Origin of the sequence: Rahnella bruchi (assembly GCF_003614975.1) — a bacterium.
GTDB classification, from domain to species: domain Bacteria; phylum Pseudomonadota; class Gammaproteobacteria; order Enterobacterales; family Enterobacteriaceae; genus Rahnella; species Rahnella bruchi.
The window spans coordinates 352,421-370,073 of sequence record NZ_QZWI01000002.1 but is presented as its reverse complement, the minus strand read 5'-3'; the positions used below and the strand labels follow the sequence as shown (position 1 = coordinate 370,073).

At 51.7% G+C, this 17,653-nt stretch carries 16 protein-coding genes; 2 read left to right on the top strand and 14 right to left on the bottom strand.

From position 1 onward, the window contains the following. Window positions 1–111: 111 nt before the first annotated feature. The 10 genes from D5398_RS07090 to D5398_RS07045 form a co-directional block, all read right to left on the bottom strand. Window positions 112–1,173: a fimbrial protein gene (locus D5398_RS07090; protein WP_120506965.1), complete on the bottom strand. Its 1,062-nt coding sequence runs from the start codon at window positions 1,171–1,173 to the stop codon at window positions 112–114. Between the two features lie 683 nt (window positions 1,174–1,856). Continuing rightward, window positions 1,857–2,774 (bottom strand): outer membrane permeability protein SanA, encoded by a 918-nt coding sequence (gene sanA, locus D5398_RS07085; RefSeq protein WP_120506964.1) that lies wholly within the window; start codon window positions 2,772–2,774, stop codon window positions 1,857–1,859. 227 nt (window positions 2,775–3,001) lie between these two features. Beyond that, window positions 3,002–4,699, bottom strand: a complete 1,698-nt coding sequence (locus D5398_RS07080; RefSeq protein ID WP_120506963.1) for an NAD-dependent malic enzyme — start codon at window positions 4,697–4,699, stop codon at window positions 3,002–3,004. Window positions 4,700–4,857: 158 nt separating this feature from the next. Further along, window positions 4,858–5,742, bottom strand: coding sequence for a cytidine deaminase (gene cdd / locus D5398_RS07075; RefSeq protein ID WP_120507011.1), 885 nt, complete (start codon window positions 5,740–5,742; stop codon window positions 4,858–4,860). Between the two features lie 171 nt (window positions 5,743–5,913). Continuing rightward, the gene (locus D5398_RS07070; RefSeq protein ID WP_120506962.1) at window positions 5,914–6,648 is read right to left on the bottom strand and encodes an arginine ABC transporter substrate-binding protein; all 735 of its coding nucleotides are present in this window, start codon (window positions 6,646–6,648) and stop codon (window positions 5,914–5,916) included. Window positions 6,649–6,864: 216 nt separating this feature from the next. Next, complete coding sequence (artM, locus tag D5398_RS07065; RefSeq protein ID WP_120506961.1) at window positions 6,865–7,533, bottom strand: arginine ABC transporter permease ArtM; 669 nt, start codon at window positions 7,531–7,533, stop codon at window positions 6,865–6,867. Further along, window positions 7,533–8,249 carry an arginine ABC transporter permease ArtQ gene (gene artQ / locus D5398_RS07060; RefSeq protein ID WP_120506960.1) on the bottom strand — a complete coding sequence of 239 codons (717 nt, stop codon included), beginning with the start codon at window positions 8,247–8,249 and terminating at the stop codon, window positions 7,533–7,535. Before artQ ends, artM begins: the two co-directional genes overlap by 1 nt. Before the next feature lie 12 nt (window positions 8,250–8,261). Continuing rightward, entirely contained in the window at window positions 8,262–8,993 is a 732-nt protein-coding gene (gene artJ / locus D5398_RS07055; RefSeq protein ID WP_120131417.1) for an arginine ABC transporter substrate-binding protein, read from the bottom strand. Window positions 8,994–9,040: 47 nt separating this feature from the next. Next, complete coding sequence (gene artP / locus D5398_RS07050; protein ID WP_120507010.1) at window positions 9,041–9,769, bottom strand: arginine ABC transporter ATP-binding protein ArtP; 729 nt, start codon at window positions 9,767–9,769, stop codon at window positions 9,041–9,043. A gap of 211 nt (window positions 9,770–9,980) precedes the next feature. Beyond that, window positions 9,981–10,562, bottom strand: a complete 582-nt coding sequence (locus tag D5398_RS07045) for a lipoprotein (RefSeq protein ID WP_120506959.1) — start codon at window positions 10,560–10,562, stop codon at window positions 9,981–9,983. 189 nt (window positions 10,563–10,751) lie between these two features. On the opposite strand from D5398_RS07045, the gene D5398_RS07040 reads away from it, so the two are divergent. Together D5398_RS07040 and D5398_RS07035 are read left to right on the top strand one after the other, a co-directional pair. Then, window positions 10,752–11,078 (top strand): heavy metal-binding domain-containing protein, encoded by a 327-nt coding sequence (locus tag D5398_RS07040; protein WP_112287284.1) that lies wholly within the window; start codon window positions 10,752–10,754, stop codon window positions 11,076–11,078. Further along, the gene (locus D5398_RS07035) at window positions 11,075–11,923 is read left to right on the top strand and encodes an N-acetylmuramoyl-L-alanine amidase (protein ID WP_120506958.1); all 849 of its coding nucleotides are present in this window, start codon (window positions 11,075–11,077) and stop codon (window positions 11,921–11,923) included. The genes D5398_RS07040 and D5398_RS07035 overlap by 4 nt, the downstream gene beginning before the upstream one ends. Window positions 11,924–11,945: 22 nt before the next feature. Here D5398_RS07035 and D5398_RS07030 read toward each other — a convergent pair whose 3' ends face one another. The 4 genes from D5398_RS07030 to poxB all read right to left on the bottom strand — a co-directional run bounded on the left by D5398_RS07030 (window position 11,946) and on the right by poxB (window position 17,499). Continuing rightward, window positions 11,946–12,980, bottom strand: coding sequence for an NAD-dependent epimerase/dehydratase family protein (locus D5398_RS07030; protein ID WP_120506957.1), 1,035 nt, complete (start codon window positions 12,978–12,980; stop codon window positions 11,946–11,948). Window positions 12,981–13,136: 156 nt separating this feature from the next. Then, the gene (locus D5398_RS07025) at window positions 13,137–14,591 is read right to left on the bottom strand and encodes a DUF2867 domain-containing protein (protein WP_120506956.1); all 1,455 of its coding nucleotides are present in this window, start codon (window positions 14,589–14,591) and stop codon (window positions 13,137–13,139) included. Between the two features lie 83 nt (window positions 14,592–14,674). Further along, entirely contained in the window at window positions 14,675–15,688 is a 1,014-nt protein-coding gene (ltaE, locus tag D5398_RS07020) for a low-specificity L-threonine aldolase (RefSeq protein ID WP_120506955.1), read from the bottom strand. Window positions 15,689–15,777: 89 nt separating this feature from the next. Further along, a complete protein-coding gene (gene poxB, locus D5398_RS07015) occupies window positions 15,778–17,499 on the bottom strand; it encodes a ubiquinone-dependent pyruvate dehydrogenase (protein WP_120506954.1) in 1,722 nt (573 codons plus the stop codon). Window positions 17,500–17,653: the final 154 nt, after the last annotated feature.

The window sequence follows — 17,653 nt, the reverse complement described above, 5'->3', positions numbered from 1 at the left end:
TGTGCTTATAATTTTAGCGGCAGTTAATATTGTTACTGCCGCTTAATGATTTTTATATTTCGTGACGTGCCCAATATTGCTATTGGCCCGTGAGTAGCTGAAATTTCAGGATCAGGAAAAATCGACTCGTAAGTAAGCCAGAGTAGTAAACACACCTTCCTTTGGAGGGGTGCCAGTGGTTCCAACCGGAAAGGCATGCAAAATGATATCAGAGCGAAAACTGTCGTCTAAGGTAAAGGGGATGACGCTGGTCGCATTATTCGGGACCAAAGGATTATTGCTTTCATCAGTAACAACGACACCAACATCTTTGTTGTCTGATTGTAAAGCATCAGGGAATTGTACCGAGGGCGTTCCCTGAAGTCGCAACGTCAGGTTTGCCGTGGCGCTCATATCGTTACACTCAACAGGAATACTGAATGTCTTCGGTGTATAGTTAGCAGGTTTCTCTCCGGCAACTTTAAAGTCACTCGAGTAAATATCTCCTAATTCAACCACGACCTGTGTTCCGGCATTAATAACACAGTTTTGGGGAACGGTAATTGTCCCATTGAGATAAGTATTTGTTGTCGCCATAGCCCCATGTGAGGAGCCTCCTGTATCGCCGACTGTCCAGTAAGTGGATGCAATCAGGACATTATTAATGACTGACTGACCAACGACTGACCTCTTTAATCTTACGGATACTTCAATTTGACCGCCGGTATTTTTACCACCAGAATTTAAAGGGATGTCTTCATTACATGAATAGTTGGTGGTGGACGAGTTTACTTTATTATGTATCGGCCCGAATGGCACGGACACATATCCGTTAATAGTCTTAACTTTTATACCCACCTGAGCGTATTCATTTCCGGGTATATCAAAGTAAGTGTAATCACCAATAGTCTGTGGGTTAGGAAGGTTCGTGTCACCCCATATCCATACATAAGTATAAGGGCCTCCTGAGCAGGTACAGTTAATCGTTGTTGTTTTGCTGGGCGCTGACAGTATTTGGTCTGGCAGCACTTTTCCTGCAATATTATTACCTGGATCGGTTATCGTCATATTTCCTATATCATAGGTTAATGTAGCCGGTCCATTAATGGGCGAACAGACTCCATCTGCTGCTATCGTCTCCACACTATAGAATGAGGATAAAATAAAGAGCAGCAATTTTATGTTATTTTTCATTTTATGTGTATTTTCCTATGAGTGAGCCGGTGCCAGTTTGTATATCTATAAGTTATCTTAATAGGAAGGTTTGTGGAGTCATTCCCCTGGAATTGGGTCACCTTGCGAAGTGCACAATATTGCGGACATTATCATGCTCAAAACAGAATATTTGAAGCGGGAATTTTCGAAGCTTTTATTCACTTTGCGATGAACCGACTGTAATTAATTGTTTCAGAGGGTTTTTTAGTATTTTTTAAATGTGAAATTAAAGATGTTGATTATCAGGTTGTTGATTTTAATGATGCAACCTTTTCGGCCGCTTGCAAGTTTTATCTCTTTTGCAATTCTTCAGTAAGGGGATCACATTTAATTTCTTTTAATTAGCATTTCAAAATTATGCAGATGTTTTATGAAAATTATTCAGCGATAATGCGCCTGTAATATTGATAAATACAGCCATCCATTGGCGCGTAGGATCCATTATCCGATTTGGCATCACATTCTCCTGTGTGATGCCTTTTTTTATGGTGTGATTTTGTCTTTGTAGTATTGAATGTCATTTTAGAATTATCTAATTTGCTAAGGCTATTTTATTGACGTGGATCTCAAGGGATGAGTGGGCGCTTTGCAAAGCAAAGGCCCTGCCGCATAGAACGTGGATAGAGGGGCGACGGTCGATAGAAGTATTTTGCTGCGAGACGTTATTGTCGGAAAGGATTTTTGCCCACTGGTTTCGCAGGTTCAGGTGCCGGTGCGGCATCCTCGGTTTCAGCCTGAGCAGCTTCATTGGCTTCCTGCTCGGCTTTAAGCTTCGCAGCCTGTTCTTCGGCGGCCTTGTCCGCAGCCGCTTTGTCTGCTGCTGCCTTATCGGCCGCAGCTTTAGCAATAGCCGCTTTTTTCTCGGCTTCCAGCTGTTGTTGCAGGGTCAGTAATTGTTCCGGAGTCACTGCCGGATAGCCCTGAGCGTCGTCGGGAATATTATGTACCGCAGGGATAGGGATCAGCGGTCCGAGGAAGCGGGGTTCGCGTTTGAGCAGATACAGGTCCGTCAGCGCCCCCAGACGGGCGAAGATTTCGCGGCTGCGCACGCTGAGCATATTTTTCGGCGAAGGAACGGCAAAACATTGCGCCTGAATGCCCATGTGCAGCGCGATAAACAACGCGCGTTCACAGTGGAAACGCTGGGTGATGATGATGAAATCGTTGGTGTCGAAGACTTTACGGGTACGCACGATGGAGTCGAGTGTGCGGAATCCGGCGTAGTCGAGCACAATATCGCTGGCAGGAATACCGGCGGCGATCAGGTCACGGCGCATAGTGCTCGGCTCGTTGTAACTTTGCAGCGCATTATCGCCACTGAGCAGCAGGTATTTTACTTTGCCGCTGTTGTAGGCATTAATCGCCCCCTGAATACGGTACAGGTAGTACTGGTTGATCACGCCGGTGCGGTAATATTTTGCCGTACCGAGAACCACGCCAACCTGACGATGGGGCAGGGTCTGCACTTCGTCATAAATATAGGGCTGAGTGCGCAAGCTGATCCACTGATCAAGGCCAATAGCGACAGCCAGCATCAGAATAATGATGCCGAAAACGCCAGCTATAAGTCGCTTAATCATAGGTATCCCTGTTATGACCAGATGGAAATCGGATCCAAGGCTACTTTACCTCTCCGGGGTTCGCAATACGTTGAACTCTGCATCCACCCGCTTCGCAGGTTTTTTCAGCACTTTTCAGGTAATTACTTTCAGATCTGCGTAATGCGCTGCAATTTAGCCGTAAAAAAAGACCAATGCACAAGGCATTGGTCCGGATCATGGTCAGCCCGCTTTCGACACAAATGCTATCAGAAAGAGGTGCGTTTATAGCTGCGGTATTGCGGTGCCCAGAAATTGTGTTCAATCGCCTTCGATAACGTATCTTCTGACGTCACCATCGCCACTCCCTGCAACTGTGCGGCTTTGCCGACTTCCAGCGCAATACATTTGGATACGCCCTGAATATCATCCACGTCCGGCAGCAGCGAGCCTTTGCCTTCTGTCGCCAGCGGAGAACATTCGGCCAGCGTGCGGCTTGCGGCCATCAGCATACCGTCGGTCACGCGTGTCGCACCGGAGGCAATCACACCCAGACCGATGCCCGGGAAGATAAAGGAGTTGTTGCACTGGGCAATGGGGTAGATCTGGCCCTTGTAGCTCACCGGAGCAAACGGACTGCCGGTGGCGACCAGCGCTGCGCCGTCGGTCCAGTTCAGGATATCGGCAGGCGTGGCTTCAACGCGTGATGTCGGGTTACTCAGCGGCATCACCACCGGGCGCGCGCAATGCTTATGCATTTCACGAATGATTTCCTCGGTGAACAGACCCGGCTGGCCGGATACGCCGATCAGCACGGTCGGTTTGGCGTGACGCACCACGTCCAGCAGGGAAATGCTGTCGTTAGTCATACCCCATCCGCTAAGGGAACTGCTTTTCTGCACCAGTCGGCTCTGGAAATCCAGGAGATTAGGCAGTTTGTCGGTCAGCAGACCGAAACGATCCACCATAAAGACTTTGGCGCGGGCTTCTTCTTCACTCAGACCTTCAGATTTCATCTGGGCAACGATCTGCTCGGCGATGCCACAACCGGCTGAACCGGCACCGAGGAAGGCCACTGTCTGGTCACTCAGCTTACCACCAGCCGCTTTACTGGCGGCAATCAGGCTGCCCAGCGCGACGGAAGCGGTGCCCTGAATGTCATCGTTAAAGCAGCACAACTCATCGCGGTAACGTTCGAGGATCGGCATAGCGTTCTTTTGCGCGAAATCTTCAAACTGCAACAGCACGTTCGGCCAGCGGATTTTTACTGCCTGAATGAATTGATCAACGAAAGCTTCGTACTCTTCGCCGGTAATGCGCGGATGACGCCAGCCCATGTACAGCGGGTCATTGAGCAGTTGCGGATTGTTTGTTCCTGCGTCGAGCACTACCGGCAGGGTGTACGCCGGGCTGATGCCGCCACAGGCGGTGTAAAGGGACAGTTTACCGATAGGGATCCCCATCCCGCCGATGCCCTGATCACCCAGGCCCAGGATGCGTTCGCCGTCAGTCACCACCACGACTTTTACGTGTTGCTTGGTGGCGTTTTGCAGCATGTCATCAATGTGGGCGCGGTTCGGATAAGAGATAAACAGGCCACGCGCACGGCGATAGATATCGGAAAAGTGTTCGCAGGCTTCGCCGACAGTCGGGGTATAAATCACCGGCATCATTTCGCTGAGATGACTGTCCAGAAGGCGGTAGAACAGCGTTTCGTTGGTGTCCTGAATGTTTCTCAGATAGATGTGTTTATCGATATCGGTTTTGAAATTCTGAAACTGGCGGTAGGCGCGGTCGGCCTGTTCCTCGATGGTTTCAACCGCTTCCGGGAGCAGCCCGTGGAGGTTGAAATTACTGCGTTCTTCTTCGGTGAACGCACTGCCTTTATTGAGCAGCGGGAATTCTAACAGGATCGGGCCAGCATGAGGGATATACAGGGGACGTTTACTTTCGTATTCAAGTTCCATCGTTTTACTCTTCCGGTGTTCAGAACGTTGTTTTTTATATTTCGGAGCGATGAGGGTAACAGAGAGGAAATGAGGATTTCAAATGACAAGTGTAATGGCAATGTTATGTAACTAAAGACTCCGGAAACGGAGTCTTTAGTGTTAACCGGCTCACACTATCAGCAGGTCAGCGTCGTGATGTCCTGACAGCCCAGCGCGTTTAACGTGGCGCGCGTGGCATCGTTTTGAGTGATCAGTGCCTCTTGTTGTTCGACCAGCACCGCACGACGAACTTTCTGGCAATCTTCCCCTGACATATTCAGCAAGATTAAAGCAGCCTGCAACGGAGGAAGGCTTGGGTTAAATGCCGCGTTTTCTGCGTAGCGGCCTGCAAACTGCTTACCATTGGAGGTTTCCAGCGCCACACCGCTGTGAGATTTGCTGTAAGGCGCGTGGCTCTGGTTACAGGCATTCAGTGCGTGGAGTGCCAGCGCATCAGTTGTATCAGTTTTAAAACCGTGATCGACCTTATCCATCAGCAGGGTGGTGATATCCAGATCCTTTGGCCCGAATGAATGCGGAAGATAATCGCCCAGCGTCGCCACTTCGCGATCCGGCAGATGAATATTCAGCGCCGTTCCGCTGGTCAGTTCATTCATAAACTGACGGCAGTGACCGCAAGGCGTGTAATTCACGGTAATGGAAGCCAGACGGGTTTCGCCACGCAGCCAGGCGTGGGTGACTGCGGATTGCTCAGCGTGAACCGTTTGTTGCATCGGCGCACCGGCGAATTCCATGTTGGCACCGAAATACAGATTGCCGGAAATACCGCGGGCAATAGCACCGACGTGGAAATGAGAAATTGGCGTGACGGAACAGGCGGCGGCCAGCGGCAACAGAGCAAAGGCCAGCGCATCGTCATTCAATCCTGTCGCTTGTTTTATCTCTGCAACATCCGCCGCAGAGAACATTGCCGGAAAGTCGTCATGTCGCAGAAATGGCTCAAGCGCGGAGGATAAATTTTCAGGGAGTGCCGCAAAGGCGGTATGAAAACGTGCGTGCATAAACATTCGATCTCGACAGTGATTACGGTTGAACAGTTTAAAAGTCATTCCATGAATGTAGTGTGACGAATGTCACTTTTCCGATGTAATAAGTTCTGATGTATTACATTTTTGAGAGATGTTACGCAGAACAGCCGTCTGAAAAGACGGCTGTTGAAGGATAAAGGGGAATCAGTGTGCCGGGAACCACTTGTCATTAATCTTCTGGAATTCGCCGTTGGCTTTGATGCCTTCAAGTGCCGTGTTCAGTTTCGCCAGCAGCTCTTTATTATCAGGACGCACCGCCATGCCGACGCCGGAACCAAAGTATTGCGGATCTTTAATCAGTTCGCCGACTTCACCGAGATTAGGATTGGATTTCAGCCAGCCGTTCAGTACGGCGGTATCCCCTAACAGCCCGTCCAGACGACCACTTTTCAGATCCAGAATCGCATTCTGATAGCTGTCATAACCGACAGTGGTGATTTCAGGGTGTTTTTCCATCAGGTATTTCTGGTGGGTGGTGCCATTTTCCAGACCAACACGTTTGCCTTTCAGATCCGCAATTGAAGCGAATTTGCCTTTCGGCCCGATGATCATCGCGGTATTCGCGTAGTAAGGCTGGGTAAAAGTGACCTGCTTGCTGCGCTCTTCGGTGATGTCCATGCCGGAAATGATCACGTCAAAACGACGGAATTTCAGGGCAGGGATCAGGCCGTCAAAAGGCTGATTGGTAAAAGTGCAGGATTCCTGCATTTGCTTACACAGCGCGTTCGCCAGATCGATATCAAAACCAATAATCTGGTTATCAGCACCGATTGATTCAAACGGCGGATAAGTGGCGGATGTGCCGAAACGAAGAGTCTCCGCAGCGGTGGCAGCAAAAGCTGTAGCAGACAAGAGGGCGGCGAGGATAAGATTTTTCATGCAATACATTCCTGTTCTAAAGATGACATTCCCTTCACGGTACAGTTTACTGATTTTATTAATGTAATCGGGTAACTGGCAGGAAGCGAGACCTGTGATTAAAGTGCCATTAAATGAATTTATATGCAATAAAATTGATTATAAAATTAATAAGTGCCTTTGTAACAGACATAAAAAAAGGGACGATTTCTCGTCCCTGTATATTTTTCAGGTCAATCAGTTGCGGCGTTCAAATGCCAGCGCACGGCGTTCGATCAGACGCATCATCAGGGTCAGTAATCCGTTCACACACAGATAAACCAGACCTGCTGCGCCGAAGACCATCACGTCATACGTGCGGCCATACATCAGCTGACTGTGGCCCATGACATCCATCAGCGTGATGGTGTAAGCCAGAGAGGTACTTTTAAACACCAGTACCACTTCGTTGGAATATGACGACAGCGCGCGTTTAAAGGCATACGGCAGCAGGATGCGCAGGGTTTGCGGTTTGGACATGCCCAGCGCTTCACAGGATTGCCACTGACCGGAAGGAATGGCGCGCACCGCACCGGTAAACAGCTGCGTGGTATACGCCGCGCTGTTCAGTGCCAGAGCAAACATCGCACACAGCCACGGCTGCGACAGCACTTCCCATAACCACGGAATTTCACGAATCGACGGAAACTGACCCGGCCCGTAGTAAATCAGGAAGATTTGCACCAGCAACGGCGTACCGGTAAACAGCGTGATGTAACCTTTGACGATCTGGCTGGCCACCGGCACTTTCAGCGTCAGAATCACGGTGAAAATCATCGCCAGAAGCAGCGCCACAATCAGTGCTGCCACGGTCAGCGTCAGACTGGTGTGCAATCCCTTGAGGACTTCAGGTAAATATTCCCACATCAGGAAGCACTCCGTTCAAAGCGGGTGGTACGCAGTTCGATGCGTTTAATCACGAACTGGCTGAACAGGGTGACAAGCAGATAAATGCAGGCGGCAATCACATACCAGGTAAACGGCTCCTGAGTACGTGTCGCAATGCTTTTGGTTTGCAGCATCAGGTCGTTCACGCTGATCAGCGACACCAGTGCGGTATCTTTCAGCAGCACCAGCCACTGATTGCTCAGGCCCGGCAATGCATGGCGCCACATTTGCGGCATGATCAGACGGAAGAATATCGCCGATTTTGTCATACCGAGAACCTGACCGGATTCCCATTGTCCCTGCGGAACGGCTTTCAGCGCACCGCGCAGCGTTTGCGAGGCGTAAGCGGAATAGAGCAGAGAAAGGGCAATCACACCACAGACAAACGGGCTGACTTCGAAGTTCTCAATCGGCAGTTTTATCGGAATGGCAAACAGACCAAGGTTGAGACTAAAACCGTCGGCCAGCACCATCAGCAGCTGAGAAGATCCGAAATAGATGAACAGCACCACCAGAATTTCCGGCAGACCGCGCAGCACAGTGACCCACGCGGTGCCCAGCCAGCTAAGCGGCTTCCACGGCGCGGATTCCCAGACAGCGAAGATCATCGCCAGCACCAGGCCGAGGATCAGCGCACAAACGGCAAGGCCGACGGTCATACCGGCGGCGCTTGCTAAAGGTTGGAATTCAGTCATTGATAGGCAAACTTATTGCTGGAACCATTTTGAATACAGCGTTTTGTAAGTGCCGTCTGCTTTCACTTTTGCCAGAGCATCATTCAGTTTAGTCAGCAGTTCAGTATTGTTCTGACGAACCGCTACACCCAGACCGGTACCGAAGTAAGTCGGGTCGGTGATTTTGTCACCCACGGCTGCCAGATTTTTGTTCTGCTTCAGCCATTCGTTTACTACAGCGGTGTCACCGAATACGGCGTCAAGACGACCATTTTTCAGGTCCAGCACGGCATTCTGATAGCTGTCGTAAGGCACGGCAGTGATTTCAGGATGCTTATCCATCAGGTATTTCTGATGGGTGGTGCCGTTTTGCATACCGACACGTTTGCCTTTCAGCGCCGCAACATCAGCGAACTGACCAGAATGCGCGATGAAGAGAGCAGAGTTGTCGTAATAAGCGTTGGTGAAGGAAACTTGTTTTTCACGCTCAGGCGTGATGTCCATACCGGAAATTACCGCGTCAAAACGACGGAATTTCAGGCTTGGGATCAGACTGTCGAATGCCTGGTTAGTGAAGGTACAGGTCGCCTGCATCTCTTTACACATGGCATTAGCCAGATCGACGTCAAAGCCCTGAATCTGATTGCTGGAGTCTACAAACTCAAACGGAGGATAAGACGCTTCCATCGCAAAACGGATGGTATCAGCAGCGCTGGCTGACAAACTGACGGTAGCCAGAACCGCGGCAATTACTAATTTTTTCATCGCTAACTCCGTAGAAAACATCAATCAATGTATTGGTGAAAATACAGTTAATGGGAAAGATAGCTGGCAAACTCTTTGGTTTGCGGCTGTGTGAAAATGGAGGCATCACCTTGTTCAACGATGCGGCCATTTTCCATGTACACCACGCGGCTGGCGGTTTTACGCGCCACTTCAACCTCATGGGTCACGATAACCTGGGTAATCCCGGTACCGGCCAGTTCACGGATTATACTGACAATCTGAGCGGTGATTTCCGGATCCAGCGCCGCTGTGGGTTCATCAAACAGCAGAACCTGAGGCTCCATCATCAGCGCACGGGCAATCGCCACGCGCTGTTGCTGGCCGCCGGAAAGATGCAGCGGAAAACGATCCGCGTAATCGGTCAGACGCAGACGGGTCAGCAATTTTTGAGCGCGTTGCATCGCGACATCTTTGGTCAGACCCAGAACACGCATCGGGGCTTCCAGTAAGTTGTCGAGCACGGTGCGGTGCGGCCACAGATTATATTGCTGGAAGACCATACCGACATTCTGACGCAGCTCGCGAACGGCTTTTTCGTCCGGTTTGCGGGTGAAATCGAAGGTGTTACCGGCGATTTGCAAAGTGCCTGAACGCGGCATTTCCAGCAGGTTCAGAACACGTAAAAGGGAGCTTTTACCTGCACCACTTGGCCCGAGTAAAACCAGAGTCTCACCGGCAGGGCAGTTAAGCTGAATGTCAAAAAGCGCCTGATGCACGCCGTAGAAGCAGTTGATGCTATTAAGTTGAATACTCATGCGCAAATAGTGAATAGCCATTGATGCCGCAGATGGTAACTTCCACAGCATAGTTATGCAACGATCGCGGCTTAAAAATTATGTGTTGCCGCAGGAAGGCTAAAGTCTAGCACAACATATTGTTAACTATCTGTGACGGAAGTGTTGGCCAATGATGTTATTCATCACTGACCAACATTTTTTACGAGGTTTTTTTAGAAAGCTGCGCGGGTTACTGGTTTTCTAAAACCTGGCGTAATGTGCCACTGGAAGCGAAATCAAGATTGGCCATGTAGCGGACATCATCGACTGTCCAGCATTTGCCTTCGCGAACCATTAACACTTCATCTTTCCAGCTGGTGGACGCGCCTTTGTCTTTCTCATGCGTGAACGTCACACGAAGAGGAATGTTGCGGGCGTCAGTGTTTGGAATGGTGGAGGCGCTGTCCACTGAAGCAGACGTCGGGCCATCAAACAGGCTGGAGAAAATGTCGCCGTCACTTGCGCCGTTATCGGTTTTTTCATTCGGCGTGGCGGCGATATCGACTTTGGGCTGTGACTGCGCTTTGAGTAAAGCATTATACAACGCTGTACTCAGGTAAGGGCGATAAGCGGCAAGCTGGCTGGAGTTAGGTAAACCGCTGCCGCCTTGTTTGATGCGAAAATCATAGAATTGCTGAGCCACGCTGTCCGGGCCGCCGTCGACGCAGGGTGCGGTACGGCTGCCTATGTCCTTGTATGCAGGTTCGACCGTGGTGCAGGCATTTAACATGAATACCAACGGGATTGCGGCGACAAGAGTTTTCTTTTTCATCGTATTCCTTACTGAAAGATTGAACATTTTCACCATGACTTTCTTTACCATACAGTATAAAACCGATTTGGCTTAATGCATGGCAAAGAGAAAATCAGTCACCGGCTGATACCTTGAACCCGCACGCATGGTTTATGCTGTAAATGAAATTAATGCCAAGCTCTGGACGACAACTGATAAGGAATACTCATGCAAGTTTCTACCACTCCGACCCTTGAAGGTTTCACTATCGCTGAATACTGTGGCGTGGTGACAGGCGAAGCGATTTTAGGCGCGAACATTTTTCGCGATTTCTTTGCCGGTGTCCGCGATATCGTCGGCGGGCGTTCAGGCGCGTATGAAAAAGAGCTGCGTAAGGCGCGCGAAATTGCCTTCCGTGAACTGGAAGAACAGGCCAAAGAGCGCGGTGCAAATGCCGTTGTAGGCATTGATATCGACTATGAAACCGTGGGCAAAGACAGCAGCATGCTGATGGTGAGCGTCTCCGGCACGGCTGTCATTGTGCACCGCAAATGATCGGCAAACCGGTGAAACAGGGATTGTTAACCGCTGCATTATTACTGCTGGCGGGATGTCAGGGTGCCAGCCATCAGGCTGCAGATCCCGCATTCCGCTTAGAAACTACCCGACAGGCGCAGGGAGCGGATGAGCGGATCCGTTTTCTGGTCATTCACTACACCGCTGAAGATTTCCACAACGCATTAAATACGCTAACTGATGAACATGTCAGCGCACATTATCTGATCCCGGCAAAACCACCGCTTGAGAACGGTAAACCGGTGGCGTGGCAACTGGTACCGGAAAACATGCGGGCGTGGCACGCCGGTGCCAGCGGCTGGCGCGGTCGCACTAACCTGAATGATACGTCGGTAGGGATTGAGCTGGAAAATAAAGGCTACAGCCACTATTTGCTTGGAAAAAAATTCTATCCGTTCCCGCCTGCGCAAATTGATCTGCTGGCAAATCTGAGCAAAGAGATTGTGGCGCGTTATCAGATTGAACCGCGAAATGTCGTGGGGCACAGCGATATAGCGCCGCAGCGCAAGGACGATCCGGGGCCGTTATTCCCGTGGCAGGAAATGGCGCAGCGCGGCGTGGGTGCCTGGCCGGATGCGAATTTAGTGAAACAGTATCTGGCAGGGCGCAATCCGCAACTGCCGGTTGAACAGGCGCAGCTGCTGGCGTTGCTGAAAGCGTACGGATATTCAGTGGATAGTAATATGACGCCGCAACAACAAAAACGGGTGATTGCAGCGTTCCAGATGCATTTCAGGCAGAGTGATTATCGCGGGAACGCAGATGCCCAGACTGAAGCGATTGCCAGGGCGCTATTGCAGCAGTTTCCCGACAAGAACGACTGAAATCAGCGACTGACCATGACGGTCAGTCGCGTTTCGGACCGATGCCGTGCAGCCCTTGAAGTTTACCGTGATCCCGCAGCCAGTCGGCAGTGCGGATAATCCCCTGATCAAGCGAAATTACCGGCACATAGCCGAGTTCTTTCTGCGCGCGTTGGGTATCCAGAGTCAGGTCAAAATTCAGTTTTGCCACGCTGTAATGCGTCAGCACGGGTTCTTTATGTGAGCTTTTACTGATGCGTTCCATGCCGCGTGCCATCATATCCAGCAAAGGATAGGGCACCGAACGGATGCGGTATTTGATATCCAGATTTTCCATCAACTGTTTAACCAGCGTGCGCAGCGGGCGCGGTTGCTGATTCGTGATATTGAACGCGCGGCCAGATTCTGTCGCCTGCGATTGCGTCGCCAGCCACATCGCATGGACGGCGTTCTCGACGTAAGTCATGTCCACCAGTGCATCACCGCCACGCGGTAGCATCAGCGTGCCGCCATATTTCAGCATTTGCAGCAGGCGCGGCAACAGCACGTTTTCGTGCGGGCCGAAAATACCCTGCGGGCGTAAAATGGTGAAATGTGTTTGCGGATTTGACAGCGCCAGCGTGTGGATCACCTGCTCACCGGCGGCTTTGCTGCGCGCAAAAGAGTTGGCAAAACGGTGCGGACGGAAGTCTTCCTTAATATCCCGATGATGATGAAAATCGAAATAGATGGCCGGTGAGGAAATATGGACAAAGTTTTCTACGCCATATGCCGCAGACCATTCACCCAGACGTCGCGTAGCGCGCACATTCGCCAGTTCGAATTCCTGTTCACTGCCCCACGGCGACATCAGCCCCGAACAGTGCCATACGGTATCAATATCGGCCAGCAGAGCTTTTGCCTGCGAGGAGATCAGCGTGGTGAGATCGGCATGAATAAATTCTGCGCCCATTTTCTGCAAAAGTGAGCCCATAGCGGCATTACGGCCTGTCGCCCTGACTTTAATGCCTTTATTTCGCAGAAACTCGACGGCGTTACGACCTAAACCGCTGCTCGCGCCGGTAACCAAAACCTTCATATACAGGCCAATGCCTTCATAAATAGAGAGAAAATGTTTTCAGCGTCTCAGGTCAGGCACCCCTGAGCAATAAGGGTGCCATTCTTTCGTGAAATTGTGCGGGTTGCAATGAGAAAGGGTGCAAGCTGTGTGCGAAAGCGGATTAATTAACCCTCTTTAGCGTCCGCACCGGTCTTTCTGACGGGCCAGGCTGGCGATACGCTTTGCCATGCCACGAAAAATAAACTGATGAGCGGGCATCATACTGAACCAGTACAGCAAACCGCTGAATCCTGCCGGATGCCACCACGCGCGCACATCCAGACTGCGGCTTTCACCGTTGTCGGTGATGGTGAACGTCAGGCGTCCGAGACCTGGCGCTTTCATGCCGAACAGCAGCGCCAGTTCGCGCTGTGGTTTAAGCCCGATAACTTTCCAGCCATCAATTTTATCGCCGATTTTCAGGAAGTCCCGATCCGGACGGCCATATTTCACGCCACCTCCGAGTAAATCGTCGATCCGCGCCCGTGTTTTCCATAACCCGTTGGCGTAAAAATACCCTTCCTGACCGCCAAGTTGCTGCACGACTTTCCACAGCGAGGCTTTAGATGCCGAGGTTTCCAGCGTGAAACCGGCTTGTTTCGGATAATAACCATAGCCGGGACGCCAGCGCGCACGGGCATCCGGATCATATCCCCAGTCGGGCGAATCCATCACCTGTTGTTGTTCTTTAGCAAGCGTGCTGCGTATCGCGTCATCAATTGAAATCAGGTTCTGCGGAATTAATCTTTGCAGCTCCGCGCTGTCGGCGGGAAGGTCATGATTGAGCCCCTGAATCAATGCCTTGGCAAGCGACGTCGGCACCGAAGTGATCAGACTGAGGAAATACACCGAAACAAAAGAAGTCGGCAGAGGAATGGGGACCAGCCAGCGGCGTTTTCCGCTCATGGCGATGAAGCGTTCAAACAGCGTCTGATAGCTGATGTACTCTGGTCCGGCTGCTTCCAGGATCCGGTTCTCTGTGGCCGGTAATGTCACCAGCCCCTGTAAATAATTGAGCAGATTTTCCAGCGCAACCGGCGAAGATTTCGAGCGCACCCAGCGTGGAGGCGTCAGCACCGGCAGGTTATACACCATGTCCCGCATCACTTCGAAAGCTGCTGACCCTGCACCAATGACAATGCCGGTGCGCAGTTCGGTCACCGGAATGTTACTCATGCGCAGCAAATCGCCGGTCAGTTTTCTGGCCTGTAAATGCGGGGAGTGATTATCTTCCGGCTGCATGGAACCGAGATAAATGATGTGCTTTATCGGAGAGTCTTTGAGCGCGAGAAGGGTGTGTTGTGCGGCCTGCCGCTCTTTTTCCAGCAGGTCATCGTCTTCGGTCATGGCATGAACCAGATACACCAGCACGTCAGCGTTTTCAAAGGCAGTGGCCAGCGTTTTACTCTGATAGACATCGGCAAAACAGCAGCGGACATGCGGCCATTTTTGCTGTTGCAGCCACTCTATACGGCGCGCCGCCGCCGTCACCTCAAAACCGTTGCGGCTCAGGTGGGCGGTAAGATGTTGTCCGATATATCCGCTGGCACCGAGAATGACGACCCGGCCAGTTTGTGTCGAGATTGGCATTTCCATTTGCTCAGTCAGTAGAGAGGGGGATGTAGAAAACACGGCGATATTGTGCAGACTATCGCCGTGAACAGGTCTGGCGATCAGGCATGCTGGTGCAGAAATTCCTGCCACAGCGCGACGACTTTTTGCAGGTCTTCACGGCTGATGTTGATGTGGGTCAGCACGCGGGTCACGGGTCCGGCACTGATGATCACGCCACGCTCGCGCATCCAAGGGCCCATTTTAGCCGCCAGTTCTGCGCTCTGTTTGATATACAGTACGTTAGTTTGCGCACCGGGCTCAGCGATTTCCACACCGATTTTGCTCAGTTCTTCTGACAGCCACTGGGCATTGTCATGGTCATCTTTCAGACGCGCCACGTTGTTTTCCAGCGCATAAATTGCCGCCGCTGCCAGAATACCTGACTGGCGCATACCGCCGCCGGTCATTTTACGCCAGCGGTTCGCACGCTGAATGTACTCTTTGCTGCCGACCAGCAGTGAACCAATTGGCGCACCCAGACCTTTCGACAGACAAATGGTCAGCGTGTCGCAATACTGCGTAATTTCACGCAACTCCACGTTCTGCGCCACGGCCGCATTCATAATGCGCGCGCCGTCGATATGCAATGCCAGCCCTTTTTCGCGGGTGAAAGCGTAGGCCTTTTGCAGATAATCCAGCGGAAGCACTTTGCCGCTGTGGGTGTTTTCCAGGCTCAGCAGGCGGGTGCGGGCGAAATGGATATCATCGGGTTTGATGGCTGCCGCCACTTTATCCAGCGGGATAGAACCGTCGGCATCCATGTCCAGCGGCTGTGGCTGAATGCTGCCGAGTACCGCAGCGCCGCCCGCTTCATACATATAGTTGTGGGCTTTCTGGCCGACGATATATTCTTCCCCACGCTGACAATGTGTCAGCAGTGCGACCAGATTGGCCTGCGTGCCAGTCGGTAAAAACAGTGCCGCTTCTTTGCCACACATTTTTGCCGCTAAATCCTGCAAGGCATTTACCGTTGGGTCATCGCCGTAGACATCATCGCCGACTTCAGCACGGGCCATGGCCTGACGCATAGCTTCACTGGGGCGGGTTACGGTATCACTGCGTAAGTCGATCAACGTTACTTCCTCATTCTAAGGGATTATTTTGGGATACAGATCAGACGGGCCAGCAGCCCGCCTGATTCACCACTATAGCCCTGTCGGGGTTATCGCAGCCAGTTGGTTTTTGCCAGATCGACCACTTCGTCGCCGCGGCCACTGATCACCGCGCGCAGCATGTAGAGACTAAAGCCTTTTGCCTGCTCGAATTTGATCTGCGGCGGCATGGCCAGTTCTTCGGTAGCGGTGATCACGTCAATCAGCACCGGACCTTCGTAGGCGAAAGCGTCCTGTAGGGCTGTGTCGATATCAGAAGCCTTTTCCACGCGGATCCCTTTGATACCCGCGGCTTCAGCAATGGCGGCGAAATCCGGGTTTTTCAGCTCGGTGCCGTCCGTCAGATAACCGCCGGATTTCATCTCCATCGCCACAAAGCCCAGCACGCTGTTGTTGAAAATGATGATTTTCACCGGCAGCTTTTGCTGCGCCAGCGTCAGGAAATCACCCATCAGCATGGCGAAGCCGCCGTCGCCGCATAGCGCCACCACCTGTCGTGAACGGTCGATGGCCTGCGCGCCAATCGCCTGCGGCATGGCGTTCGCCATCGAGCCATGGTTGAAGGAACCAAGCAAACGTCGTTGACCGTTCATTTGCAGATAACGACACGCCCACACGGTCGGTGTACCGACATCGCAGGTAAAAATCGCATCGGCAGCAGCAAAGCGGCTGATCTGTTGCGCCAGATATTGCGGGTGAATGGCTTGTTTGTCGTTGGGCGTCGCCAGCCCGTCGAGATCCTTACGGGCTTCTTCGTAATGCTTCAGCGCCTTGTCGAGGAACTTGCGTTCATTCTTCACCTGCAACTGTGGCAGAAGAGCGGTCAGGGTAGATTTAATATCGCCGACCAGCGCCATATCCACATGGCAATGTGCGCCGATGCTGCCCGGATTGATATCAATCTGAATGATTTTGGCATCGGTTGGATAAAACGCGCGATACGGGAATTGTGTGCCGAGCAGGATCAGTGTGTCAGCGTTGAGCATGGCGTGATAACCGGAAGAAAAACCAATCAGCCCCGTCATACCGACGCTGTACGGGTTATCCCATTCGATATGTTCTTTACCGCGCAGCGCATGGACGACCGGTGCTTTCAGTGTTTCGGCGAGCTTAATCACTTCATCGTGCGCGCCTGCACAACCGCTGCCGCACATCATGGTAATGTTTGTCGAACCGTTCAGCAGCTCTGCCAGTTTATGCAGTTCGGTTGGCTGCGGCGTCACTTTCGGCAACACCGGCGGATACCAGCTGACTTTGGCATCTTCCGGTGCAGGCTTGAGTGCCACATCTCCCGGCAGCACAATCACTGATACGCCACGGTTAAGAATGGCCTTACGCATGGCAATCGCCAGCACCTGCGGAAGTTGCTCAGGGTTACTGATCATCTCGCAATAGTGGCTGCATTCTCGGAATAATTCGGTCGGATGGGTTTCCTGAAAATAACCGCTGCCGATTTCGCTCGACGGAATATGCGCGGCAATCGCGACAACCGGAACGTGATTGCGATGACAATCGAACAGGCCGTTAATCAGATGCAGGTTGCCGGGCCCGCAGGAACCGGCGCACACCGCCAGTTCTCCGGTAATTTGCGCTTCGGCACCGGCGGCAAATGCGGCCACTTCTTCATGGCGCGTGCCCAGCCATTCGATGGTGCCCATGCGGTTCAGGCTGTCGCTCAGCCCGTTCAGGGAATCGCCGGTGACGCCCCAGATCCTTTTAACCCCTGCGGCCTCTAGTGTTTTTGCTAAATAAGACGCTACGCTCTGCTTCATCTTCAGATCCCTCGGTGAATTTCAAAAAAAAGACTGGATTAAGCATAGTCCACTGATTACATCCTTGAATGTTCAGCCTTAAACCATACAAAAATACTGGGAGGAGGGGCGTGAAGTTTTGTAAAGCTGCCCGCGCAGACTGTAAAAAGTCATA